This is a genomic window from Cohnella candidum, assembly GCF_003713065.1.
In the GTDB taxonomy this organism is placed as follows: domain Bacteria; phylum Bacillota; class Bacilli; order Paenibacillales; family Paenibacillaceae; genus Cohnella; species Cohnella candidum.
In genome coordinates, this window is record NZ_CP033433.1 from 1,876,822 (window position 1) to 1,901,080 (window position 24,259).

Here is a 24,259-nt window from a genome sequence, read left to right on the forward strand (position 1 = left end):
GCGCCTTAGATGCCGGCGGCTGCGCGCTTCGCTTCGTACGCGGTGATCGCGTCTTCGTGCTTCAGCGTCAGGCCGATATCGTCCAGACCCTGCAGCAGGAATTGACGGCGGTGTTCGTCCAGGTCGAACGCGATGTTCAGGCCGGCACCGTCCGTGATCGTCTTGTTCTCCAGGTCGATCGTCAGCTCGTAGCCGGCATTCGCGGCCGTACGCTGGAACAGCTCTTCGACCTGCTCTTCGCTGAGCTTGATCGGCAGGATGCCGTTTTTGAAGCAGTTGTTGTAGAAAATGTCGGCGAACGACGGCGCGATGACGCAGCGGAATCCGTAGTCCAGAATCGCCCACGGCGCATGCTCGCGGGAGGAGCCGCAGCCGAAGTTGGCGCGGGAGATCAGCACGGACGCGCCTTGGTAGCGGGGCTGGTTCAGGCTGAACTCGGGAATGACGTTCCCCTTCTCGTCCCAGCGCCATTCGAAGAACAGGAATTGGCCGAAGCCGCTGCGTTCGATGCGCTTGAGGAATTGTTTAGGGATGATGGCATCGGTGTCTACGTTCACCCGGTCAACCGGCGCGACGAGACCCGTCATTTTGATGAATGGTTGCATGTTCGTCTCTCCTCTCGCTTATGCCGTCACTTCGGACTTGATTTTCCAATCGCGAACGTCGACGAAACGTCCTTCGATCGCTGCGGCTGCCGCCATTTCGGGCGACACGAGGTGCGTGCGTCCTCCGCGGCCTTGGCGGCCTTCGAAGTTCCGGTTGGACGTCGAGGCGCAGCGCTGTCCCGGCTGAAGCACGTCGGGGTTCATCGCGAGGCACATGCTGCAGCCGGCGTCGCGCCATTCGAATCCGGCTTCGACGAAGATTTTGTCGAGGCCTTCTTTCTCCGCTTGGAGCTTGACGCGGCCGGAGCCCGGCACGACGATGGCCGTGACGTTAGGGCTGACTTTGTAGCCTTTGGCAACGGAAGCGGCGGCGCGAAGGTCTTCGATGCGTCCGTTCGTGCAGGAGCCGATGAAGACGTAGTCGATCGGGATTTCCGTCATCGGCGTTCCCGGCTTCAGGCCCATGTAATCGAGAGCCGCGGCAGCGGCTTTGCGCTCGTTTTCGGTAGGGAGCTGCTCCGGTACCGGGACGGAGGACGTGATGTCCGTGCCCATGCCCGGGCTCGTGCCCCAAGTGACTTGCGGTACGAGCGTGTCGACGTTGAACTCGACGACTTTGTCGTAAACCGCGCCCTCATCGGTGAGCAGCGCCGACCAGCGCTCGACGGCGCGGTCGAAATCGGCGCCTTGCGGCGCGTATTCGCGGCCGCGCAGGTATTCGTACGTCGTTTGGTCCGGCGCGATGAGGCCGGCGCGGGCGCCCGCTTCGATCGACATGTTGCAGACGGTCATGCGTTCTTCCATGGAAAGGCTGCGGATCGCTTCGCCCGTGTACTCCATGACATATCCGGTACCGAAATCCGTTCCGTATTTCGCGATGAGGCCGAGGATCAAGTCCTTCGCCGTAATGCCGGGGCGGCGTTTGCCGACGAAACGGACTTCCATCGTTTTCGGCTTGGCTTGCTGCAGGCACTGGGTAGCCAGTACGTGCTCGACTTCGCTCGTGCCGATGCCGAACGCCAGCGCGCCGAATGCGCCGTGGGTCGACGTGTGGCTGTCGCCGCACACGATCGTTTTGCCCGGATGCGTAAGGCCCAGCTCCGGCCCCATGACGTGCACGACGCCTTGGTCGATCGTGTTCAGGTCGTACAGCTTGACGCCGAATTCGTTCGCGTTCTTCGTCAGCGTGTCGACTTGCTGCTTGGAGATCGGATCCGCGATATTGAAGCGGTCCTTCGTCGGCACGTTATGGTCCATCGTCGCGAACGTGAGGTCCGGACGGCGAACCTTGCGGCCGCTCAGGCGCAGGCCTTCGAACGCTTGAGGAGAAGTAACTTCATGGACGAGATGCAGGTCGATGTACAAAATGCTCGGCTTGCCCTCTTCCGCCACGATGACGTGGTTGTTCCAAATTTTTTCGAACATCGTTTGTTTGCTCATGTGAATTCACCCCGATAAGGTTATCTCTTAGATTGAACCTATCATAGCATTTCCTTGTTCATTGTTCCAAGATATAATATCTATAAGGTTAATAGTCCCAACCTATGATTCGGAGGTTTTGTCCCTTATGGAATTCCGTCAACTGATGTATGCGATCCAAATCGCCGCCGAACGCAACTTTTCGCGCGCCGCGGAAAAGCTCCATATCGCCCAGCCCTCGCTGAGCCAGCAGCTCTCCAAGCTCGAGAAGGAGCTCGGCGTCCTGCTGTTCAAGCGCAGCACGAACTCGGTCGAGCTGACGCACGCCGGTTCGTTGTTCGTGAGCCGCGCGCAGCAAATCGTCGACATGACCGAGCAGCTGCGCCGCGAAATGGAGGATTTGGCCGACCTGCGCAAAGGCCGCGTTGTCGTCGGCAGCGTTCCCGTCACCGGCGCCCATGTCCTGCCCGACGTACTTCCGGCGTTCCGGGCCGCATATCCGGATATCGAAGTGGTGCTGATCGAGGAAACGAGCAAAAAGCTCGAAGAGCTTACCGTAAACGGAAGCACCGACGTCTGCCTGATGTCCTTGCCGATCGACGATCCCGCCCTCGCCTACCAGCCCGTCATCGAAGAGGAAATCTGTCTCGCGGTGCCGCCGGACCATCCGTTCGCGGCAAAGGCCGGAGGGCGGCGCACCATCCCGATCGCCGATTTGAAAGACGAGCCCTTCATTTTATTGAAGAAAGGACAAGGCTTCCGCGCCATCGCCCATCGGCTGTGCGCGGAAGCCGGCTTCGATCCGCGCGTCGTCTTCGAGAGCGGCAATATCGAGACGGTTCAGGCGCTCGTCGCGGCGGGCATGGGGATCGCCTTCGTGCCCCGAATGATTACGAGGAACGACTGGAAAGGACGCGCGCCCGTCTATCTCTCTCTCGAAGGCAAGCCGACGCGCACGCTAGTCATCGCCTACCGCAAAGGCCGGTATCTGTCCAACGCGGCCGAAGCTTTCATCGAAACGTTCACGCGAACGCTTGCGAAAATCCATCCCTGATAAAATGCATGACATTTATCATCCCGATCCGATTACATTCATCGGTATGGCCGATTCCGAACGCGCGGTATGATGAGTTCAGATCGAAAACGAAATCGCCGGTCGGCAAAACGAATCGGAGAGTGGAAACGGATGAAAACAGCGATTCAACTGGAACGCGTCACCAAAACGTACAAAGGAAAAAAAGCCGTCGACGACCTGTCGCTGACGGTGGAAGCCGGCACGGTGCTGGCGCTGCTCGGCCCGAACGGGGCCGGCAAAACGACGACGATCTCGATGATCCTCGGCTTGCAGCAGCCGACGAGCGGCAAGGTCACGATGCTGGGCGGCTCGCCCCGCGACGCCCGAGTGAGAGACCGGATCGGCGCCATGCTGCAGGACATCAGCGTCATCGACAACCTCAAAGTGTCGGAAACGATCGACCTTTTCAGAAGCTATTACAGCAAACCGCTCCCGCTCGAGCAGCTGCTGCTCATTTCCGGGCTGACGGGCGAGAAGGATAAAATGGCAACCGCCCTTTCCGGAGGCCAGCAGCGCAGGCTCGGTTTCGCCATGGCTGCTGCGGGTGACCCGGACATCATTTTCCTGGATGAACCAACCGTCGGCATGGACGTCACGTCCCGGCAGCTGTTCTGGGACACGATCCGCGCGATGGCCGCCCGGGGCAAAACGGTCGTGCTGACGACCCACTATCTCGAGGAAGCCGACAGCCTGGCCGACCGGATCGTCGTGATCAACCACGGCAAACTGATCGCCGACGGAACGCCCGCCGAGATCAAGGCAAGCACGACGGGCCGCGTCATTTCTTTCACGGCCGGTGCCGGAGTGACGGCAGAATCGCTGAGGAACCTTCCAGGCATAGCGGACCAGGAGTGGAACGGCCGCAGAGTAAAGCTTTTCAGCGGAGATACGGACCGGCTGATCCGCACCTTGATCGAGCGCGGCGTCGACATGCGGGATATCGAAATCCAAAGCGGCGGTTTGGAGGATGCCTTCCAGGCGCTCGTCCAATCCTCCCAAACGGCTTAAAAGGAGCGGTTAAACGATGAATACGACGATGACGGCCACTTGGGCCCAATGCAAAGCCGAACTCATGCGGACGATCCGCAACCGGCGTTTCGTGTTTTTCTCGGTCATCATGCCGGTCGCCTTTTTCTTCATCTTCTCCAGCACGGTAGGCGACGACGTGCAAATCGGAAACGTCAGTTGGCCCGCCTACTATTTGATGTCCATGACGGTGTACGGCGTTGTCGGCGCCAGCCTGACCTCGTTCGCCCAACGCATTTCGAAGGAACGCTCCCAAGGCTGGATCCGCCTCCTTCGCATCACTCCCCTTCCTTCCTGGTCATACGTAGTCTCTAAAATCGCGGCGCAAGGTCTGATCAACTTCTTCATCATCCTGCTCGTGTTCATCGTGGGCGGCTTCGGCAAAGGAATCCACTTGCCGGCTTCCACGTGGATCGAAAGCGGCCTGTGGATTTGGATCGGCGGCTTCGCCTTCATGGCGCTCGGTTCGCTGATCGGCTCGATGCGCAACCCGGACGCGGTTCAGGTACTGGCCATGATCGTGTACATGTCGCTCTCGATCATCGGCGGCCTGTGGTTCCCGTCCAGCTCCATGTCGTCCACGATGCAGACGATCGCGAAATTCACCCCGACGTACCGGCTGGGTCAAGGAGCATGGAACCTGGTCGGCGGCGGGACGATCGATTGGGCCGGCGTCGGCATCCTGGTTGCGTACGTGATCGTGTTTATGGCAGTATCGTCCTATATCATGAAGAGACAGGAAGCGGTTTGATGTTTCGTTCACTGTTCAAGCGGTCCCAGGAGGGGCCGCCTTTGGCGTTTTCGTTCGTGTGGCTCGTTTACTTGGCATTTCCGATCGGCGATCTGATCGAACGTCCCCTCCAAGAACAGATGGTGGGATTCCCGATTTTGCTCGGATTCGCCGTCATTTACGTCGTAGGATACGTTCGTCCTAAAATCCGGTTGTTCGCGATCTTCGTCCTGTTCGCCCTCATCGTCTATTACTCTTTCCGATATGATCCCGGCTACCTGTATTTGACCTTCTATCCGTCCCCGATGATCGGCATGCTCCGGGACTCGCGGCAGTTGGCCGCCGCGATCACGGGGATGCTGGTCGTGTTCGCCGCCGTTATCTGGCACGCGGCCTTGTGGAACGACTCTTACGGATTGCTGCAGTTGGCTCCGGCCATGCTGATCATGCTGATGATGCCCTTCCTCATGAGATTCGGCCGGCGTTCCAGGGAGCTCAAGGACAAACTCGTGCTCGCCAACGAAGAAATCGCGCGTCTGTCCAAAAACGAGGAGCGCGAACGGATTTCCCGGGATTTGCACGATACGCTCGGACATACGCTTTCGCTCATCACGCTGAAAAGCGAATTGGCGGAAAAGCTGATCGCGAAAAACCCGGATCGGGCGGCGCAGGAAATCCGGGACGTGCAGATGACCTCACGGGCGGCGCTGCGGCAAGTCCGGGAGCTCGTCTCCGGCATGAGCGCGGTCACGGTCCGGGACGAAATCAGCCACGCCAAGCAGATTCTCGCGGCTGCGGGCATCGAGTTGGAGCTGGATGCGAAAACTGGAGCAGACACGGAAGTGCCGGCACCGGCCCCCTTGGTGGACAACCTGCTCGGCATGTGCCTCCGGGAAGCGGTGACGAACGTGGTCAAGCACAGTCGAGCCCATTCTTGCGCGATCGGGTGGGGCGAAACGCCCCATGGGTATTTATTATCGGTGAAGGATGACGGAATCGGCGCAGCCTCTGCGGCTCTGGCCGGGGACGGCACGAAAAACGGCATCCAAGGCATGCGGAACCGGCTGCGTCTGGTGGACGGAGAGGTGACGGTGACCGCCGTTACGGGCAAGGGCACCGAGGTGCGTATTACCGTGCCAAGGGTGGAGAAAAACACGGGAAAGGAGAGTGCGGTCCAATGAGAGTGATTTTGGCGGAAGATCAAGGCATGCTGCGAGGTGCGCTTAGCGCGCTTCTGGACTTGGAGGACGACATCGAGGTGGTCGGCCAGGCGGAAAACGGCGAACAGGCGCTGCATCTGATTCGGACGCTGCAGCCGGATCTGTGCGTGATGGATATCGAGATGCCGCTCATGTCCGGACTGGACGTCGCCGAGCAATTAAAGGCGGACGGCAACCCGTGCCGCGTCGTGATTTTGACCACGTTTTCGCGGGCCGGCTACTTTCAGCGAGCCGTGAAGGCCGGCGTCAAAGGCTTCCTGCTGAAAGACTCGCCGATCGACGAATTGGCGGCGTCCCTCCGCAGCGTGTTTGCCGGCAAACGCGCGATCAGTCCGGAGCTCGCCCTCTCTTTCTATAATTCCGAGAACCCTTTGACCGAACGGGAGAAGGAAGTGCTCAAGCTGGCGAGGGAAGGCTTGCCGGCCGGGGAAATCGCGGGGCGCCTCTACTTGTCGGCGGGCACGGTGCGCAACTATTTGTCGGAAGCGATCCAGAAACTGGAGGCCAAAAACCGGATCGACGCGATCGGCATCGCGGAGCGCAACGGTTGGCTGGACTAAGGCGGCGTCGAGGCGAATAGCGATACTGGGTGTCACAAAAAAGCTGCCCCCGCCGTAACGACGGCGATGGGCAGCTTTGTTTTACTCGTACAGATGCGGCCGGCGGTCGGCGAATACGGGAATGCGTCCGCGCACTTCGTCGGCGAGACCCAGCGCGATTTCGGCTTCCAGGATCGTCTCCTCTTCCCCCGCTTCGGCCAGCACTTCGCCCCATGGATCGATGACCATCGAATGACCGAAAAACGAGGAGCCGCCGCTCATCCCCACCGTATTGCAGGATACGACGAACATTTGGTTTTCGATCGCCCGCGCCTGCAGCAGCGTCCGCCAATGGTGAAGGCGGGGATGCGGCCATTCCGCCGGCACGAACAGAATTTTGGCCCCGCCGAGCGCGAGCTTGCGAGCCAGCTCCGGGAACCGGATGTCGTAGCAGATCATCGCGGCGGCCGGAATCCCTTCGAGCTCAAACCGGCCGGGCTGATCGCCCGCTTGGAGATGCAGGTGCTCGTCCATGAGCTGGAAAAGGTGGATTTTCGAATACTCCCCGAGCTCCGCCCCATCCCGTCCAAACACATGGATCGTGTTCGTGACCCCGTCTCCGCGTTTTTCGGCCACGGATCCCGCCAGCACGTTCACTTGATGCTCGCGGCAAAACGCCGAAAAGAAGGCCTTCGTCCGTTCGCCCGAAGGGTCGGCCAGCTCCCCGATCCGATCGAGCGCGTAACCGGTGTTCCACATTTCCGGCAGCACGAGCACGTCCGGCTTCGGCATGCGGGAGACCGCCTCTTTCATCCACCGCTCCATGCGGGCGAAATTTTCTTCCGGGTTCCCCGCTTCTATGTTCATCTGGATCAACGCCAGACGTATGTTTGCGGACATTGCGCATCCCTCCGTCACACTTCTTGAGATGTTAACATCCTACCCCATCGGGACCGGATCGGCAATACGCATCCATTGCCCTCGCCGGACCCGTTATGCTACAGTCAACCTATTACCTGTTCAAACGGAGCGTGACTTCATCCCATGTCTTTCCGCATTCAGCCGGCAGACCGTCTCCGGACGCTGCCCGAACAATTTTTCGCCGCTCTCGTAGGCAGAGCGAACGCGCGCATCGCGCAAGGCCGCGACGTCATTAACCTCGGTCAAGGCAATCCCGACCTGCCGACGCCGCCCCACATCGTGGAGACGCTGCAGAAAGCCGCAGCCAATCCGGCTTATCACAAATACCCGCCGTTCCGGGGCTTTCCTTTTCTCAAGGAAGCCGTCGCGAAACGCTATGAAGAAGATTACGGCGTGAAGCTCGACCCGGCAACGGAAGTCGCCGTTCTCTTCGGCGGCAAAACCGGCCTCGTCGAGATCAGCCAATGCCTGCTCAACCCCGGCGACGTCTGCCTCGTCCCCGATCCGGGATATCCCGATTACTGGTCCGGCGTCGCGCTGGCCGAAGCCGAAATGGCGTTCATGCCGCTGACCGCGGCCAACCGTTTCCTGCCCGACTACGGACTACTGGATGCCGAGACGCTTCGCCGCGCCAAGCTCATGTTCCTCAACTACCCGAACAATCCGACAGCCGCGACGGCGACGCCCGAGTTCTATGAAGAAACGGTGGCGTTCGCACGCAAACACGGCATCGTAGTCGCAAGCGATTTCGCCTATGGCGCGATCGGCTTCGACGGCAAGCGGCCCGTCAGTTTCCTCGAAACGCCGGGCGCCAAGGAAGTCGGAGTCGAGTTCTACACCGCTTCGAAAACGTACAACATGGCGGGATGGCGCGTCGGCTTCGCGCTCGGCAACGCCGCGGTCGTCGAAATGCTGAACCTGATCCAGGACCATTACTACTGCAGCCTGTTCGGCGGCATCCAGGAAGCGGCGGCCGAAGCGCTGACAGGCACCCAGCAGCCGGTCAAAGAACTGGTGGCGACCTACGAGCGTCGCCGGGACGCCCTGTACGCGGCCCTCGACCGGATCGGCTGGCGCGCGGAGAAGCCGGCCGGCTCCTTCTTCTGCTGGCTCCCCGTACCGGAAGGCTACACTTCCGTGTCGTTCGCCAACCTGCTGCTCGAGGAAGCGGACGTCGTCGTCGCCCCGGGCTCCGGCTTCGGTTCGAGCGGCGAAGGTTACGTTCGCCTGGGCCTTCTCGCGCCGGAGGAAAGACTCCAAGAAGCAGTTGCCCGCATCGGCCGGTTAGGCCTGTTCACTCGTTAAAATAAAAGCTCCGCCGCATTCTTTCTGAATGCGCGGAGCTTTTTTCATGTCACGATACCGCGGGAAGCGTTACGGCGAACGTGCTTCCTTCGCCCAAGACGGATTCGACCTCCACCTTGCCGCCGTGCCCGTCGACGATCTCCTTCACGATGGCCAATCCGAGTCCGGTCCCTCCGATTTTTCTCCGGTCGCTGTTGTCCACGCGGAAAAACTTGGCGAACAAGTCCGCTTTCGCTTCCTCGGGGATTCCCAAGCCTTCGTCGCGGACGGTCACCCGGACGCTGCTCCCCTGCCTGAGGCACGAGACTTCGACGGACCCGCCATCCGGCGAATATTTCACCGCGTTGCCGACCAGATTGACGAACGCCTGGCGAAGCTTATCCGCGTCCCCCGACACCAAAGCCGTGCCGCCCGACTCCCGGAACGACAGCCGGTGTTTATCCGTCAATGCCTGCTGAACTTGGACGATTTCATTCAGAAGGTCGGGCAAATCGACGGGCTTCATGTCATAAACCTGTTTGCCGGATTCAATCCTCTGCAAATCCAGGAAGTCGTTAATCAGATCCGTAAGCCGCTGCGCTTCCAGGTGTATGGTCGAGACGTACTTCCGCTGCCGATCCGGGCTCAACTCCCGGTGAAGCATCAGCTCCGCGAACCCGAGTATGCCGGCGAGCGGGGTCCGCAGTTCATGGCTGACCGTGCTGACGAACTCCGATTTCATCCGGTCGACTTCGTACTCTTTGGTAATGTCCCGATGCACGAACAACGTCCCCGTCATGCGGCCGCCGCGAACCAGATTTTCGCCATAGATTTCGATGATCTTGCCGGGCTCGCCGAGTATCCGGTATCGCGTCGACTTCTCCGGCGTGGCTCCCGCCGCAGCCTGTCTGATAAAACCGATAAGGGCATCCGGATCTTCCACGTGACGCGACAAGAAAGCCCGATAGGTATCCGGCGTGGAAGTCGACAAGTCCACTTCAGCCGGATTCACGCCGAACAGCTCGCACATCGTCGCGTTGATTTGCACGATTTTGCCGGATACATCCATCACTTGCACGCCCTCATGGATCGTATCGAGGATGTTGTTGATCATCCGCCGCTGCCCTTCAGCCGTTTCATACAACGCCAGATTGCTTAAAGAGAGCGCGATTTGCGTGGCATAACCGATGAAATCCTCGATTTCCTTCGGTTCGATGACCCGCCCGACCCGAGTCAATACGATGCCGGCTGCGGGCTCGTTTTCCTCGTTCAGGATCGGCAGAAACAGATCGCAGCTGATCATCCGCCCCTTGTGCGAAATCCGCTCCTCTTCCAGCGCATCCCTTTCCCTGGCGTAAGGAAGCTTGGTCTCGAACGCACGTGCCAAACCTCCGGAAGCCGCTTTCCGTGCGGCCGACTCCGCGTCTTCTTCGTCCATGCCGAACGAGGCGTAGGAACCCGAGCCGTCCATGGACACGAATAAACCTTTCTCCATGCCGGTCAACTGGGTTAGCTGGCGAATGATGTTGGCCAACAGTTCTTTTTTGTCGAACGATTGGGACAAGGAACGGGTAAACCGGTTCAACTTGCGAAGGAATGCCTCGTTCTCTTGCATTTTCGAAATCGCGTCCTGCAGCTCCGATTGCTGGGCTTGAAGTTCGTCCTGCTGCGCGGAAAGCTCCTCGTTCTGGGCCGTTAACTCCTCTTCGTTCTCGCGGTTTTGATGGAGCATCTCCTTCAGGACGCGCGAGAGGGAGCCGATTTCATCCATTCTGCGGATCAGCGGATCGGGAATGTCGGAACCGTCCGAATGCCGTACCGCCACTTGGGACAAAGCCGCCAAGGGACGGCTGATATCCTTGCCCAGCTGCCGGGAGCCGAGGATCAAAAGCACCAAAATCAACAAAATGAACGCGATCAGGAAAATGCCTTGGTCGACAAGCTGCCGCATCAGTTTGTCGCTTTCGGAAGCCAGCAGCGTTTCAGACGCGTTTTGGGCACTTTTGACGCTCATCAAGATTTCGTTGACCGGATTGGAACCGCTGGCATAAATCAGATTCTTTATGGCTTCGAAATCCCTATTCTGGGCGAACTCCGCCGCCCGCGGCAGCGTGTCTTTAAAATAGTTATTGAAAAAAGCCTTTACCCGGGCTGCCGCATCGGCTTCCGCAGGCGTAAGGTTCTTGCTTTCCAACCCAGCCAAGTCTTGCTCCATCCGGGTGCGGGACTGGAAAATCGCGTCGTATTCCTTGGGATCGAGGTAGACGTAATAACCCCGGGAATGCAGGATGATTTCTTCCGAGTCCGCAGCCAATTCCGTCATCAGGGAAAGCCTCTCGCGGATATCCCGGATCTTCGAATCGTAACTGCTGTAAGTGTGGTAGGTGTTCCACAGCGCCATGACGGCCCCGATCAGGATCAATCCGATCCCCGTATAAGAAAGCGCCTGGATCCGCCGGTTGATTTTTTGCCGGATCCAACGGTACAGGCTAGCCATCCAGCAGCTCCTCCACCTTCGAGATTAGATCCATCGGGCTGAACGGCTTCGGCATGAAACCGTCGGCTCCCGCGGATAACACTCTTTCTCTATCGCTTACCTGATTTTTGGCGGACAGCATCAGCACTCGCGTGGAGGAACCGGCCGGCTGTGCCCGAAGATGTTCGATTACCTCCATGCCGGTCATGATCGGCATCATGTTGTCCAGAATGACAAGATCGTAAGCCGACGCTAGGAGTTTGTCCAGCGCTTCCTGACCGTCATGGGCCACATCGATGTCGTGTCCTTCGTCCTCCAGCGTGTCCAAGATCAGCATTCTCAGCACGGGCTCGTCTTCCGCTACAAGCAATTTCGCCATCTTTCATTCCCCCGCTTCGGATCTTTCGAATTCGCCCTTCAGGATGCCGTAAGACGTTTTCAATCTTTCATGGTACCGGGGCTGTTCCCATGTATCCCAACGGTACAGGACAGGCTTCCGCTCAGCCGGCACCTCATTCCCGTCCACCACCGCCAATCGGAAACCGTCCGTCTTCCGGCTGCCTTCCAGCCCCTCTTTCCATAAATCCGCCATGACCAGCCGCGTACTCGGATCCTTCACGTTCAGAAGTTGCCAAGGAATCCGGACTTCCATGGTGCCGCCTCGGACGGCAATGTCCGCGAGCGAGTCGTAGTCCGCGCCATTCGGATCTCCGTTTCCGAATCTCAGCTTGCCGGTTTCATAGGCTTCGAACGGGACATATCGGTCGGTGCCTTCGCGGTCCGGGATTTCGAGAGGTTTGTTCAAGGCCAAGCGGATCGGGTTCCACCTCCCGTTACCGGGTTGGCCGGCATCCTTGGGTTCGTCGATCAGATGGAGCAGATGGCCGTATTGGTATTCGAACGGATCATAATAGCTGTCGACCCATACACGGCTTTCGCCCGCCTGCCGGATATCGATGGCGAAATCGATACCCGCATCCGGCCAAAGGGCGCTGCCGTTCGGCAATACGTTCTGTCCCTGTCCAGCGACGGAATCGATCAAAATGGCGGCATCGGCTTTGCCCGCGGCTTCAGGATTGAAATTCAGCAAGAAGTAGACATACCGCTCGTCGCTCGTTACCGAGAAGCTTTGGACCCCGCGGTCGTTTCCCCCAGCCGGGTAGGAAGGGATCCCCGCTTTCTTCCACTCCGATGAGTCCCCATCCAACACGATAGCCGGCTCTTCGCCCGGATCGAACGCCATCAGTCCGTATTGCTGCTCGCTCGTTTGGGCATTGGACCAGAACGGCCTTCGGTCCGGATCGTCCAGATCCATCGTGTTCCAAGTCCGTTTGAACCACTCGTCCTGCCAAGTGAATACGAGTCCCCCGGCCATGCGTTCATGGACGATGTCCTGCCATAACCGGGCGTCGATTTCGCCCTGTTCCTTTTCGTTCAGAAACCCCTGGTTCAGGCCGTTCACGTTGCGGTGGGTCATTCCGCGCGAGGAAGGAACTCCGAATTCGGCGATCAAAACCGGCATTCCATGTGCCTTCCGAAGTCGGTTCAGATACCCTGCATAACCGTTCTTCTCTCCCCTGAAATCGACGTAAGCGTTCAGGGTTCGGTCGAAATTGAAAAAATCGGGATAATAAGGATAGACGTGATAGGAAGCGAATTCCCCTGCGGCAAAAGCCGGCATCGATTCGATGTGGTTCGGATCGACGGAAACCATATCCTCATGGGGAGAAGGTTCGGACGGATGCTTCAACAAATCCGTGGTCACCCAATTCGTGAAGCTGATCGGCCGTTCCCAGCCGTATCGGTCTTTCTCGTAGGCAGCGGTCGTTTCCATCGCGTCCGCCAGCCAGCGTTCGAAAGCCGTTGCGTTCTCCGTGCGGAAATAACGTCCCTGATAAGGCTCCGCGCTCACATGGCTGTCATCCGTCGAAGCGACCATGTCCGGATCCCATTCCACCCCCAGCACCCAACCGAGCACGTAGGCCGACACGTCCGCCCGGTAAGCTCCGGAAGCATGTCCGGGACGCGCCGGCAGGTCCGCGTTTCCGTGAATAAGATCAACGGTCCGTTTGATTTCCGCGTGGAAATCTTCCTGGACTTTGGCATCGAAAGCGTCGCCGGATGCGGCCAACGCTTCTTCTTCCGTCCAAACGCCTTGCAGTAAGTAGAGCGGTTCCTTCGCTTTTCGGTTATAGGCTGCGAGTGCTTCGTAAAAATCCGGCGGATGGATCGTATACACCCGGATGGTATTGGCGTGCATGGAGCCGATTTGTTCGAACCACCTGGCGTATTCTTCTCTGGTGATCGCTGCTTCCCCGGGAAAATAACCGGGTTTGGAGATGCCCATGTTCACGCCCTTGATCAGGAAATTCTCCCACTTCCCCTGACGGTAAACCTGCAAATAATCTTTATCGGCACGGGCCGGCATCTTGACGTGTCCGTCACTCCAGATTTCGGCGATTTGTCCTTTTCCCGACGGAAAGGCAAGCCACCAAACAATCGCAAGTATCGCGACCGCACCGGCCGCGACTGCCGCCAGGATGAGATAGCGAAACCGCAATCGGACCCCCTTGGGCCGGGAAGCTCTCATGAGGACACCCCTTTCCTCTTCATGTCACCCCATCCTCTTCGGCCGACCGCCCACTGGAACAAGCCTTCGCACCGCCACCAGACCGTCAGCGGACGGTACCAGAACGATTCGGTCACCGCATACAGGAAGAGACGAAGCAAATCGCGCACTTTCGGATATTTGCGCAAGCTCCACTCTTCCATCAGAACCGCCCCCATCGAGAACATGGACCCATACAACAACGCGAGCAGCAACAGAAGAGCCGTAAACTCCCAGTACACTTCCGAAATGAACAAGGTCACGACCAGCACGACGTAAGCGAGCGCCTCCACGATCGGCCCCAGCAGCTCGACGAAAAGGAAATACGGCAAAGAAAACCAGCCGACCATGCCGTATTTCGGATTGAACAGCATGCTTTTGTGCAGCAGCAAGCTTTCCAGAAGTCCGCGATGCCAACGATTTCTCTGTCTCCTCAAGTACGTGGCCGATTCCGGCGCTTCCGTCCAGCACACCGGATCCGGCACGTAAATGATTTGCTTGTTCAGCTTCCGGTCTTTATTCAACCGGTGAAGCCGGATGATCAGTTCCATATCCTCGCCGACGGTATGCCGCCGGTAACCTCCGGCCTCGATGACCCAATGCTTATTGAAAACGCCGAACGCCCCCGAAATGATGAGCAGGAGATTGTGGCGGCTCATGCCGATCCGTCCCAGCAGAAACGCCCGGAGATACTCGATGACCTGCATCACGACCAGCGGTCGATTGGAGAGGCCGACCTCGACGACCTCGCCGCTTTCGATTTTGCAGCCGTTGGCGATGCGGATGCTGCCTCCGGACGCGATCACTTCCTCTCCGGATTCGAGGATCGGCTTCATGACTTTCAAGAAAGAGTGCCGTTCGAGAACGGAATCGCCGTCCAGGGAACAAAAATACGGATAGGAACCATAATTGATTCCCGCGTTGAGGGCATCCGCCTTCCCGCCGTTGTCCTTATCGATCAAATACAAATTGTCGTACAGCGCGGAGCGGTAGACGGCCCGGACTTTCTCCGTCTGCAGTCTCATGCGGACGGCCCGGTGTACGGGTTCCATCCGGAAACCCTCGATCATCGTTTGTAAAGTGCCGTCTTTGGAGCCGTCGTTGATGACGATGATCTCGAATTCCGGATATTCGATTCCGAGCAGCGAACGAACGCTGCCGTAGATGCCGGCTTCCTCATTGTACGCCGGTACGAGGATGGAAACCGGACGGGTATAACTCAGGTTCAGCATCTCCTCATAGGCCATGCTCTCGTCCAAGTGGCGGATCCGAAGAAGATGGAAGAAGGAAATCGCGAAAAACGCCGTATAGCACAACAATACGACCGCCATATAAATCATGACGACATAACCGGAAAAGACCACCAAATCCCTGAGCGCGTTTCCCCAGCTCACCCTCGGTCTCCTCCCCTCTCAAGCCACTCCAGCGCCATCTCGCGGGCGAACCGATCGTCCGAAGACGCCGCGGTTTCCCTCAATACCTCAGCCCCCTGCGGATAAGAAGCGAGGGATTGCGCGGCCTGCGATCTCACGAACCAAACGGGATCCCCCATCAGACCGACGAGGACGTCCTCGAACTGCCGGTTTCGGATGGCTCCGAACAGCTTGGCCGCCATCATTCTCTCCTGCCAGCTTTCGGCAGCCGCATGGATCAAATATTCTTTTTTCGGCCGGATGACGTCGAATTGGCTCAACGCCTTCAGCGCCCGGACTCTCGTTTCCCCGTCCGCCGAATCCGCGAACCCGTCCAATTCCGGTCCGTATTCCGTTCTCCGGAATAACCCGATCACGTCAATCGCCGTGTATCTCCAGGAAACGGGCAGCTCGCCCAGCCTTAAAACCGTCTGTCGGAACAGGCGATCCGACATTCGCGAGAGGATCAGCCGCTGCTCGAAATCGGGAAGTTTACCGTCAAGTCTCCCAAGCAAGTCAACCGTTCCTTCCACTCCCCAGCAGGCCAACAATTTCAAAATCGCGTATTTTTCTTGCATCGTCGTGCGAGGCAGGAGGTACATGTCCGTCAGTACGGGCGCGGAGGATTTCAAATCGAATCTCTCGAGCCGGTGAAGCGTATTGACGCGATGACTCCAGAGCCGGCTCGACAAGCGTTTGGCGTAACGCCGCATCAAATGCAGTTCCGCGTACTCCCGAATGCGGTCTCCGGTTTCCTCATCGCGGAATAACCTCGAACATTGCAGGAGAATCTCCTCGATGGCTTCCTCTTTCCAGCGTCCGCCGTTGAAATGGACCATCCTCGACTCGTTTCCGGTCCGTATATAGCCGTAAACGGGCTGCATGTAGGTTTCTTTCATTTCGGCAATCCTTTTCGCCTTGAAGTTCTCGAACACTTTCCTTACCACCAGATACCCGAAGGTCAGGAGGAGCAATGCCGCTAGGAAAAGGACTGCCCGAAGAAGCAAAGCGACGGTGAGGTTCATCTGGAAACCATCCTCCCCGAGAGACGCCGGATTCTCGCCTCCAATTCTTTCAGGCTGAACGGTTTCGTAACGTAGTCGTCGGCCCCGAGCTCGAGGGCGCGGACGATATCGGAATCCGACTTCCTGTTCGTGAGCATAAGAACGGTGAAACGGCCGGAGTCCGGAGACTGCCGCAGCCGCTGCAGGACTTCGATGCCGTCCATTCTCGGCATCATGCGGTCCAGAATGACCAAACACGGCACGGAATCCCTGGACCAAGGGTCGTTCATGAATTCCTCCCCGTCCTTGAACACGCGGATGTCCACGGTCAGTTCCGGCGGAAAGCAAGGCTTGACGTGTTCCGCCAGCATCGTACGGACGATCGCGTCATCGTCCACGATCACCGCCCTGACGGCTGACGCATGCGCACCAAGGCCGCTCCCGGGATGGCCTTCGCCTGCCGGAATCCTTTCCGACTGGGCTGCTTGCATGATCCTCATCGCTTCCGTAACGGACCTCTCAAAGGATGCGTCCGCTTGGGTAACGGTCATCCGGCCGGAAGCTAACCGCACGGGAATCTCGCTCCCTCTCTCGAAATCCCTCAGCCAGCTTTCCGGTTCGAACGGTTGTCCCCGCTCGGCGGATCCGTCGAATACGACGAGAAACCTTCCTCCTCCGTAACGGATCAGCCGGTCCCGGCTGCTCAAGCGGGAGAACAGCATGTCCGACAACGAAGCCAGAAGCCGGTCTCCTTGCCGGAACCCGCTTTCCGCGTTGATTTGCCCCAAACCGACGATGTCCAAGACCGCCAGTTGAAACGTGCCGGAACGGTTTATCGCTTCTTCGAGAAATTCCCGGTAGATATTTTCCGCTTCGGCCCGGCGGTAAGCTCCCGTCAATTCGTCCCGAACGGCAAGGCGATCGATGGCGGCTTTCTTTTTGAGTTGACGCGATAGCCGTCCGGTCAACTCTTCGAAATCCAAAGGCTTGGCCACGAAATCGTCGGCTCCGAGCCGGAAAGCTTCCAGACGGTTCGACCGCGTATCGTCCGCGCTGACGACCGTGACCGGGATGAACAGGGAAGAAATCTTCTCTTCCAGCTCCCGAAGCACCTCGAAGCCGCTCCCCTCCCGAAGGTGAAGATCCACGATCAAGGCGTCCGGCTGATATTGATGCATGCAGCGGACGGCTTCCTCCGAGCGGGAGGCGTTCATGACCATGTAACCTTGCTGCTCCAGCCCGTCTTTCAGGAAGGCGACGAAGGCATAATCGTCGTCCAGAACCAAGACAAGGGGAGCGTCCGGGTCCAACGGCTTCGAAGGCTTGCCGTCCGACGAATCGGCCGTATCCTCCGCTTCCCGGGCACGATAGACGAACTCGGCGATTGCCCTTAAAAAAGGCCGGAGCTGCGAGGGGGGCCAAACTTCCCGGTCCTCTTCCTCGCATTGGCGCATCAGGGCCGCCGCCGTCTCGGACAATTCCGGCAGCCCGATCGTGCCGGCGGTCCCCGCCACCGAATGGAGGAACCGCCTCACTTCCGTACCCGCCGCGGTACCGCCGTCCCTCTCCAACCACTCGGCAAGTTGAGTTTCTATGTTTCGGAATAACGCATCCTGGTATTTTTTCATGGATTCCATCAGGGCCTCGCTTCATAAAACCATTTATTATCGAATTATACTTGATTTCTTTAGACAAAACTCTACAAGATATTCGTAAATTAAGCAGGATGGAATGCCGTCAACGCAATAGGCCAGCCTGTTTCTTTACAAGGCTTGCGGCGCATGGTATTCTGAGGAAAACGCGTTGACGGGACCAACAAGCGGATCCGGGCAAAATCAGAGAGTAAATTCCGAAGGCTGAGAGAATTTACGTTGACCCCCGCCTCCCCCACCCCCGAGCGGCCGGCGATAAACCGGACAGTCCCTGCTGTTACCAGGGTTCGAGAGGACGGCTTTACGCGCGCGGATCGCGCCGGCCGTCAATGAAGGTGGTACCGCGGAAGCCGAGCTTCCGTCCTTTATCGGACGGGGGCTTTTTATATTGTCTGACGGAAGGCGGTTTACGGTTATGGGGCAACGGATCGTGGTCAAAATCGGAAGCAGCTCGCTGACGGCCGAAGAAGGCGGATTGGAAAACGGCAAGGTCCGCTTTCTCGCGGATGAGCTGGCAGCGTTGCATGAGGCGGGACACCATGTGCTGCTCGTCACTTCGGGCGCAGTAGCAGCCGGGTTCCGGCGAATCGGCTACGCGGCGCGGCCGAAGCTCGTGCACGAGAAACAAGCGGCGGCCGCCGTCGGTCAAGCCTTGCTGATGCAAGCCTACCACGAAGCTTTCGGCAAGCAAGACATCTCGGTAGCTCAAATTCTCCTCACCCGGCCGGATTTCGGCAACCGGGGCCGGGCGCAAAACGCCCAGCGGACGATCGAGGAGCTCCTGAAACAGCGCGTGATTCCGATTTTCAACGAAAACGACACGGTCGCCGTGGACGAACTCAAATTCGGAGAGAACGACACGCTGTCCGCGCTCGTCGCGAATCTCGTGAAGGCCGACGGGCTGTATATCCTGACGGATATGGACGGCCTGTATTCCGCGGATCCCCGGAAAGCGCCGGACGCGGTCAAAATCGGCCGGGTCGACGTCATTTCCGACGAACTTTACCGCATCGCGAGCGGAGCGGGCTCCTCCGTCGGCACCGGCGGCATGCGTTCCAAAATCGAAGCCGCGAGGATCGCCATGCAAGGCGGCATCCCGACGTTCGTCGGCAAAGTCGCCGAGCCGGGCGACCTGGCCGCAGCCGTCCGCGGGGATGGCAAAGGCACGTATTTCTCCTCTTCCCTGCACTCGCTCTCGGCGAAGAAGCACTGGATCGGGTTCCTCTCCGTGCCCCAAGGTCGGATCATCGTCGACGAAGGCGCCCAAACGGCTTTGCTCCGAGGCGGGAAGAGCTTGCTCCCCGCCGGCATCGTCGGCGTCGAAGGCGACTTCCATCCGGGCGACGTCGTCGAGGTCGCGGGCCCGGACGGCCGCACGCTCGGGCGGGGCGTCACGCACTACGCCGCTTGGCAAATTACCGCGGTCGCCCGGCTGGGCACCGAAGAAGCGATGAAGCGGGTCGAGGTGACCCGCGTGGAAGTCATCCACCGCGACGAATGGGTCGCGACCCCTATTTTGAAGGAGGCTGGTTCCCATGAGTGAAGTCCGTACCAAAGCGCAGGCGGCGCAAGATACGGCGGCCGCACTGGCCCGTTTGACCACCGAGGCGAAAAACGAAGCTCTCGCCGCAATCGCCGATGCGCTGATTGCCCGCTCTCGGGAGATCATAGAGAGCAACGAGGAAGATTTGGCCCGCGGCCGCGAGCAAGGCACCTCCGCTTCGCTGCTCGATCGGCTCAAGCTGACGGAGGAGCGAATCGCCGGCATCGCGGAAGGCGTACGCCAAGTGATCGCGCTGCCGGATCCGGTCGGCGACGTGCTCGAAAGCTTCGACCGGCCGAACGGCATGCAGATCGAGAAACGGCGCGTTCCGCTCGGAGTCGTCGGCATGATCTACGAAGCCCGCCCGAACGTCACGGTCGACGCCGCCGCCCTGTGCCTGAAAACCGGCAATACGGTCGTGCTGCGCGGCGGCTCCTCCGCCCTCTCCTCCAACCGCAGCATCGTACGGATCATGCGGGAGACGCTGGAGAAAACCGAGATCCCTTCGGACGCGGTCCAACTGATCGAGGACCCGAACCGCAGCTCCGTGGACGAAATGCTGAAGCTGAACGGTCTGCTCGACGTCGTCATTCCGAGAGGCGGCGCTTCCCTCATCCAGAACGTCGTACAGAACGCGACGGTGCCCGTGATCGAGACGGGAGCGGGCATTTGCCACACGTTCCTGGACGATACGGCCGAGCCCGCCATGTCGGAAGCGATCTCGCTGAACGCCAAAATGCAGCGCCCGTCCGTCTGCAATTCCATGGAGACGCTGCTCGTGCACGAAACCTTCGCCCGCGACCATCTTCCTTCGCTCGCCGCCAAGTTCCGGGATGCCGGAGCCGAGCTGCGCGGCTGCGACAAGACGCGCGAGCTTGTGCCGGGCATCGCCGAAGCGACCGAGCAAGACTACGCCACGGAATACAACGACTACATCCTGAACGTTAAAATCGTGAACGGCCTGGAAGAAGCTCTCGCCCACATCCGCCGGTTCGGCACGAAACATTCGGAATGCATCGTCACCGAAACGAAGGCGAACGCCGAACGCTTCCTGCAGGAAGTCGACGCGGCGGCCGTCTACCATAACGTCTCGACCCGCTTCACCGACGGCTTCGAATTCGGCTTCGGGGCCGAGATCGGCATCAGCACGCAGAAGCTTCACGTCCGCGGTCCGATGGGCTTGCCGGCGCTGACTTCGACCAAGTACCGGATCGTGGGCAACGGCCAGATCCGCAACTAAGGAGATTGGACAAATTGAACGGAACTTCCGCCTCCCCGCTGGGGAACGTAAACCTGTGTTTCTACGGAGCCGGCTCCATGGCCGAAGCGATCCTTCGCGGATTGACGGAGGCCCGCCTCGCGAGCCCGGACCGCATCACCGTCATGAACCGCCAAAACGCGGAGCGGCTCCAGGAGCTTCATCGCCGTTACGGCGTGATTCCGGCCGTGCAGGAGCAGGCGAAACATGACGCCCTGCATAACGCCGACGTCATCGTGCTCGGCATGAAGCCGAAAGACTCGGCGAATGCCCTGCGCGCGCTCGCCCCGCTGCTCCGGCCGGAGCAGCTGATCGTATCCGCCATCGCCGGACTGTCGATCGGCACGATGGAATCGCTGCTCGGCGGCAGCAGGGCTATCGTCCGTACGATGCCGAACACGTCGAGCATGATCAGCCTCGGCGCCACGGGAATCAGCTTCTCCCCCGCCGTTACGGCGGACCAGCGAGAGCTCGCGCTCGCCATGTTCGAAGCGATCGGCATTACCGCCGTCGTGGAGGAACCGCTGATCGAGGCCGTCAACGGCGTATCGGGCAGCGGCCCCGCGTACGTGTATTATCTGATGGAAGCGATGATTGACGCCGGAATCGATCTGGGTCTTACCGCGGAAGCCGCCAAAGAGTTGACGGTGCAAACCGTGCTCGGCGCCGCGGAAATGGTGCGCCGCACCGGGGAAAACCCGGCGGACCTGCGCCGGAAGGTCACCTCGCCCGGCGGCACGACCCAAGCCGCCATCGAAACGCTGGAACGGTTCCATTATCAGGAAGGCATGAATGCCGCCATTCTCCGCTGCGCGGAAAGGGCCAAAGAAATGGGCGAAGCGATCCGCATGGAAGCCGCCCTCCCCCTCGCCCGCAGCGAATAAGAAAGCAGGGATTCCGATGAGCAACAGTGCTTACAGCACCGCGACCTACCGTCTGTATGACGATAAGGCCGATTTCGACAAGAAAGCGACGGGCATCGCCGTCGGCCTGACGGTCGGCAGCTGGACCGAATTGCCGGAAGTCGCGAAGCAGCAAATGGAGAAGTATCTCGGCAAAGTCGTCTCCGTGGACGTTCATGACGGCAGCGGCGAACCGGGCACGCGTTATGCGGACATCACGATCGCTTACCCTGACCTGAATTTCAGCCGCGACCTGCCGGCGTTTCTCGTGACCGTCTTCGGCAAGCTGTCGATGGACGGACGGATCAAGCTGCTCGACGTGCAGCCGTCCGCCGAATTCCTGCAGGCGCTGCCGGGACCGAAATTCGGCGCGGCCGGCGTCCGGGACCTCCTCGGCGTCCATGACCGGCCGCTCGTCATGAGCATTTTCAAATCCGTCATCGGATACGACCTGCCCAACCTGCGGGAGCAATTCCTGCAGCAAGCGCTCGGCGGCGTCGATCTGATCAAGGACGACGAAATCCTGTTCGAGAACCCGCTGTCCCCGCTGGAGAAACGCGTTCCCGCCTGTATCGGCGCCGCGAGTGAAGCGGAGCAGCAAACCGGCCAGAAGCTCATCTACTTCACGAACCTTACGGGACCGACGTACGAACTGCGCGACAACGCCAAACGGGCCGTCGAAGCCGGGGCCAACGGCCTTCTGTTCAACGTGCTCGCCTACGGCTTCGACGCGCTCGCGGGACTGGCCGCCGATCCGGACATTCCCGTGCCGATCGCCGCGCATCCGGCGATGGCCGGCGCCATGTATCCGTCGCCGCATTACGGCATCTCCGCGCCTCTGCTGCTCGGCAAATTGGTACGCATGGCGGGAGCGGACTTATCCCTCTTCCCTTCGCCCTACGGCTCCGTCGTCATGCCGAAGGAAGAAAACCTGGCCGTTCGCGACGCCCTGCTCAGCGACAAGCTTCCGCATAAGAAGGCGTTCCCGGTTCCGTCCGCGGGCATCCATCCGGGTCTCGTCCCTCTCATCCTGAAGGACTTCGGACCGGAGGTCGTCGTGAATGCCGGAGGCGGCGTGCACGGCCATCCCGGCGGCGCGGCCGCGGGAGGCAAAGCGTTCCGGCAGGCGGTCGACGCCGTCTTGCGCGGAACCTCGCTCGAAGATTATGCGGCCGAAACCGGCCATGAGGAACTGAAAGCCGCCATCGAGCGCTGGGGGGTACGCACATCTTGAACGGATCGACATCGAAGATCACCTTGTTCCCCCGCCCGCCGGTCTTATTTTGCGATTTCGACGGCACGATCACGTTAAGCGACAACATCGTCGCGATCATGCAGAAGTTCGAACCGCCCGGGGTGAAGCCCATCATCGACGACATCGTCAGCGGGACCAAGTCCATCCGCCAAGGTGTCGGGGAAATGTTCGCCCTGCTGCCCTCCTCCAAGAAAGAGGAAATCCGTTCCTTCGTCCTCGAGACGGCGGGCATCCGTCCCGGATTTCCCGAGCTGCTGGCCTGGTGCAAGGAGCACGACGTGCCCTTCTACGTGACGAGCGGCGGCATCGACTTCTTCGTGTATCCGCTGCTGGAGCCGTTCGGCATTCCGGCGGACCACATTTATTGCAACGGCAGCAGCTTCGAAGGCGATAATATCGAAATCCTGTGGCCGCACGCGTGCGACGACGAATGCGCTAACGACTGCGGCATGTGCAAAACGACGGTCATCCGCCGGTTCCCGCGGGATGAGTACTACCGGATCCTCATCGGCGACAGCATTACCGATTTCGCCGGCGCGAAGCTGGCGGATCTCGTCTTCTCGCGTTCGCACCTGACGGAGAAGTGCCGCGAACTGGGCCTTCCGCATATCGCGTTCGAAACGTTCCACGACATCATCCGACATTTGGACCAAGGAGGCCTGTCCTCATGAGCTTCGCGGACATCCCGCTCGAAGAGAAGCAGCGCGTGATCGGCGAATTGTCGGCCATCAAGGCCGACTTCGCCTCCCGCGGCTGGTTCGCCGGCACGAGCGGCAACCTGTCGATGCGCGTCGGCGAATACCGCCCGGACGCGTTCCATTTCGCCGTCACCGCCAGCGGCAAAGACAAATCAAAGTCGACGCCGGAAGATTTCCTGTTCGTCGACCAGGCAGGCAAGCCTTGCGAGACGACGCGCCTGAAGCCGTCCGCGGAAACGGTCATCCATTGCGAGATTTACCGCAAAACGGGCTGCGGCGCCATTTTCCATACGCACACGGTGTTCAACAACCTCGTCTCCGAATGGTTCTGGGAACGCCGCCACGTGCCCGTGGAAGGTGTCGAGCTGATCAAGGCGTTCAACATTTGGGACGAAGAAGCCGTCATCCAGATACCGATCGTCAGCAACTTCGCGGACGTTCCCCGCATCGTACCCGAAATCACCGAAAAGCTCGATCCGCGGATTCCCGGCATTCTCCTGCGCAAACACGGGATCTACGCCTGGGGCGAAGACGCCTTCGCCGCCAAACGCCATCTCGAAGCGTTCGAGTTCCTGTTCGAGTATGCGTACCGCTGGGAGCTGCTGAAATCCGGCAAAGCCCTGTAAAACAAC

21 protein-coding genes are annotated in these 24,259 nt (G+C 59.5%); 12 read left to right on the forward strand and 9 right to left on the reverse strand.

The window, feature by feature from the left end:
* Positions 1–5: 5 nt before the first annotated feature.
* Positions 6–605, reverse strand: coding sequence for a 3-isopropylmalate dehydratase small subunit (leuD, locus tag EAV92_RS08805; RefSeq protein ID WP_123040736.1), 600 nt, complete (start codon positions 603–605; stop codon positions 6–8).
* An 18-nt stretch (positions 606–623) separates the two neighbouring features.
* On the reverse strand, positions 624–2,045 hold the full coding sequence (gene leuC / locus EAV92_RS08810; RefSeq protein WP_123040737.1) for a 3-isopropylmalate dehydratase large subunit: 1,422 nt from the start codon (positions 2,043–2,045) through the stop codon (positions 624–626).
* 127 nt (positions 2,046–2,172) lie between these two features.
* On the opposite strand from leuC, the gene EAV92_RS08815 reads away from it, so the two are divergent.
* The 5 genes from EAV92_RS08815 to EAV92_RS08835 all read left to right on the forward strand — a co-directional run bounded on the left by EAV92_RS08815 (position 2,173) and on the right by EAV92_RS08835 (position 6,635).
* Entirely contained in the window at positions 2,173–3,078 is a 906-nt protein-coding gene (locus tag EAV92_RS08815; protein WP_123040738.1) for a LysR family transcriptional regulator, read from the forward strand.
* A gap of 132 nt (positions 3,079–3,210) precedes the next feature.
* Positions 3,211–4,107, forward strand: a complete 897-nt coding sequence (locus EAV92_RS08820; RefSeq protein WP_123040739.1) for an ABC transporter ATP-binding protein — start codon at positions 3,211–3,213, stop codon at positions 4,105–4,107.
* Positions 4,108–4,123: 16 nt separating this feature from the next.
* Positions 4,124–4,876 carry an ABC transporter permease gene (locus EAV92_RS08825; protein ID WP_123040740.1) on the forward strand — a complete coding sequence of 251 codons (753 nt, stop codon included), beginning with the start codon at positions 4,124–4,126 and terminating at the stop codon, positions 4,874–4,876.
* A 41-nt stretch (positions 4,877–4,917) separates the two neighbouring features.
* Entirely contained in the window at positions 4,918–6,036 is a 1,119-nt protein-coding gene (locus tag EAV92_RS08830) for a sensor histidine kinase (RefSeq protein ID WP_241158485.1), read from the forward strand.
* Positions 6,033–6,635, forward strand: coding sequence for a response regulator transcription factor (locus EAV92_RS08835; protein WP_123040742.1), 603 nt, complete (start codon positions 6,033–6,035; stop codon positions 6,633–6,635). Before EAV92_RS08830 ends, EAV92_RS08835 begins: the two co-directional genes overlap by 4 nt.
* An 81-nt stretch (positions 6,636–6,716) precedes the next feature.
* Here EAV92_RS08835 and EAV92_RS08840 read toward each other — a convergent pair whose 3' ends face one another.
* The gene (locus EAV92_RS08840; RefSeq protein ID WP_123040743.1) at positions 6,717–7,514 is read right to left on the reverse strand and encodes a carbon-nitrogen family hydrolase; all 798 of its coding nucleotides are present in this window, start codon (positions 7,512–7,514) and stop codon (positions 6,717–6,719) included.
* Between the two features lie 144 nt (positions 7,515–7,658).
* Between EAV92_RS08840 and EAV92_RS08845 the strand changes: the two genes are divergently transcribed.
* On the forward strand, positions 7,659–8,840 hold the full coding sequence (locus EAV92_RS08845; RefSeq protein WP_123040744.1) for a pyridoxal phosphate-dependent aminotransferase: 1,182 nt from the start codon (positions 7,659–7,661) through the stop codon (positions 8,838–8,840).
* A 49-nt stretch (positions 8,841–8,889) separates the two neighbouring features.
* Here the strand turns inward: EAV92_RS08845 and EAV92_RS08850 are convergent, their stop codons facing one another.
* Genes EAV92_RS08850 through EAV92_RS08875 form a run of 6 tightly spaced genes read right to left on the reverse strand, consistent with a single transcriptional unit; the run spans position 8,890 to position 17,956 of the window.
* Positions 8,890–11,316: an ATP-binding protein gene (locus tag EAV92_RS08850; RefSeq protein ID WP_123040745.1), complete on the reverse strand. Its 2,427-nt coding sequence runs from the start codon at positions 11,314–11,316 to the stop codon at positions 8,890–8,892.
* Positions 11,309–11,674 carry a response regulator transcription factor gene (locus EAV92_RS08855; RefSeq protein WP_123040746.1) on the reverse strand — a complete coding sequence of 122 codons (366 nt, stop codon included), beginning with the start codon at positions 11,672–11,674 and terminating at the stop codon, positions 11,309–11,311. Before EAV92_RS08855 ends, EAV92_RS08850 begins: the two co-directional genes overlap by 8 nt.
* 3 nt (positions 11,675–11,677) lie before the next feature.
* Positions 11,678–13,855 carry a hypothetical protein gene (locus tag EAV92_RS08860; RefSeq protein WP_241158486.1) on the reverse strand — a complete coding sequence of 726 codons (2,178 nt, stop codon included), beginning with the start codon at positions 13,853–13,855 and terminating at the stop codon, positions 11,678–11,680.
* Positions 13,856–13,881: 26 nt separating this feature from the next.
* Entirely contained in the window at positions 13,882–15,243 is a 1,362-nt protein-coding gene (locus EAV92_RS08865; protein WP_123043645.1) for a glycosyltransferase family 2 protein, read from the reverse strand.
* A 50-nt stretch (positions 15,244–15,293) separates the two neighbouring features.
* Positions 15,294–16,340 (reverse strand): HEAT repeat domain-containing protein, encoded by a 1,047-nt coding sequence (locus EAV92_RS08870; protein WP_123040747.1) that lies wholly within the window; start codon positions 16,338–16,340, stop codon positions 15,294–15,296.
* A complete protein-coding gene (locus tag EAV92_RS08875) occupies positions 16,337–17,956 on the reverse strand; it encodes a response regulator (RefSeq protein ID WP_123040748.1) in 1,620 nt (539 codons plus the stop codon). The genes EAV92_RS08870 and EAV92_RS08875 overlap by 4 nt, the downstream gene beginning before the upstream one ends.
* A 430-nt stretch (positions 17,957–18,386) precedes the next feature.
* Here EAV92_RS08875 and proB point away from each other — a divergent pair, with 430 nt between their 5' ends.
* The 6 genes from proB to mtnB are packed head-to-tail and all read left to right on the forward strand — an operon-like array spanning position 18,387 to position 24,253.
* Positions 18,387–19,514 (forward strand): glutamate 5-kinase, encoded by a 1,128-nt coding sequence (gene proB / locus EAV92_RS08880; protein WP_123040749.1) that lies wholly within the window; start codon positions 18,387–18,389, stop codon positions 19,512–19,514.
* On the forward strand, positions 19,507–20,754 hold the full coding sequence (locus EAV92_RS08885; protein WP_123040750.1) for a glutamate-5-semialdehyde dehydrogenase: 1,248 nt from the start codon (positions 19,507–19,509) through the stop codon (positions 20,752–20,754). The genes proB and EAV92_RS08885 overlap by 8 nt, the downstream gene beginning before the upstream one ends.
* A gap of 14 nt (positions 20,755–20,768) precedes the next feature.
* The gene (proC, locus tag EAV92_RS08890) at positions 20,769–21,656 is read left to right on the forward strand and encodes a pyrroline-5-carboxylate reductase (RefSeq protein WP_277424226.1); all 888 of its coding nucleotides are present in this window, start codon (positions 20,769–20,771) and stop codon (positions 21,654–21,656) included.
* A 16-nt stretch (positions 21,657–21,672) separates the two neighbouring features.
* Positions 21,673–22,908 (forward strand): 2,3-diketo-5-methylthiopentyl-1-phosphate enolase, encoded by a 1,236-nt coding sequence (locus EAV92_RS08895; protein ID WP_123040751.1) that lies wholly within the window; start codon positions 21,673–21,675, stop codon positions 22,906–22,908.
* Positions 22,905–23,600, forward strand: a complete 696-nt coding sequence (locus tag EAV92_RS08900) for a 2-hydroxy-3-keto-5-methylthiopentenyl-1-phosphate phosphatase (protein WP_420888810.1) — start codon at positions 22,905–22,907, stop codon at positions 23,598–23,600. The genes EAV92_RS08895 and EAV92_RS08900 overlap by 4 nt, the downstream gene beginning before the upstream one ends.
* Complete coding sequence (mtnB, locus tag EAV92_RS08905) at positions 23,597–24,253, forward strand: methylthioribulose 1-phosphate dehydratase (protein ID WP_123040752.1); 657 nt, start codon at positions 23,597–23,599, stop codon at positions 24,251–24,253. Before EAV92_RS08900 ends, mtnB begins: the two co-directional genes overlap by 4 nt.
* Positions 24,254–24,259: the final 6 nt, after the last annotated feature.

Bases quoted from the DNA above. Each gene is read 5' to 3' on its own strand.
- leuD (WP_123040736.1), bottom strand. From the start codon at position 605: ATGCAACCATTCATCAAAATGACGGGTCTCGTCGCGCCGGTTGACCGG.
- leuC (WP_123040737.1), bottom strand. From the start codon at position 2,045: ATGAGCAAACAAACGATGTTCGAAAAAATTTGGAACAACCACGTCATC.
- EAV92_RS08815 (WP_123040738.1), top strand. From the start codon at position 2,173: ATGGAATTCCGTCAACTGATGTATGCGATCCAAATCGCCGCCGAACGC.
- EAV92_RS08820 (WP_123040739.1), top strand. From the start codon at position 3,211: ATGAAAACAGCGATTCAACTGGAACGCGTCACCAAAACGTACAAAGGA.
- EAV92_RS08825 (WP_123040740.1), top strand. From the start codon at position 4,124: ATGAATACGACGATGACGGCCACTTGGGCCCAATGCAAAGCCGAACTC.
- EAV92_RS08835 (WP_123040742.1), top strand. From the start codon at position 6,033: ATGAGAGTGATTTTGGCGGAAGATCAAGGCATGCTGCGAGGTGCGCTT.
- EAV92_RS08840 (WP_123040743.1), bottom strand. From the start codon at position 7,514: ATGTCCGCAAACATACGTCTGGCGTTGATCCAGATGAACATAGAAGCG.
- EAV92_RS08845 (WP_123040744.1), top strand. From the start codon at position 7,659: ATGTCTTTCCGCATTCAGCCGGCAGACCGTCTCCGGACGCTGCCCGAA.
- EAV92_RS08850 (WP_123040745.1), bottom strand. From the start codon at position 11,316: ATGGCTAGCCTGTACCGTTGGATCCGGCAAAAAATCAACCGGCGGATC.
- EAV92_RS08855 (WP_123040746.1), bottom strand. From the start codon at position 11,674: ATGGCGAAATTGCTTGTAGCGGAAGACGAGCCCGTGCTGAGAATGCTG.
- EAV92_RS08865 (WP_123043645.1), bottom strand. From the start codon at position 15,243: ATGATTTATATGGCGGTCGTATTGTTGTGCTATACGGCGTTTTTCGCG.
- EAV92_RS08870 (WP_123040747.1), bottom strand. From the start codon at position 16,340: ATGAACCTCACCGTCGCTTTGCTTCTTCGGGCAGTCCTTTTCCTAGCG.
- EAV92_RS08875 (WP_123040748.1), bottom strand. From the start codon at position 17,956: ATGGAATCCATGAAAAAATACCAGGATGCGTTATTCCGAAACATAGAA.
- proB (WP_123040749.1), top strand. From the start codon at position 18,387: ATGGGGCAACGGATCGTGGTCAAAATCGGAAGCAGCTCGCTGACGGCC.
- EAV92_RS08885 (WP_123040750.1), top strand. From the start codon at position 19,507: ATGAGTGAAGTCCGTACCAAAGCGCAGGCGGCGCAAGATACGGCGGCC.
- EAV92_RS08895 (WP_123040751.1), top strand. From the start codon at position 21,673: ATGAGCAACAGTGCTTACAGCACCGCGACCTACCGTCTGTATGACGAT.
- mtnB (WP_123040752.1), top strand. From the start codon at position 23,597: ATGAGCTTCGCGGACATCCCGCTCGAAGAGAAGCAGCGCGTGATCGGC.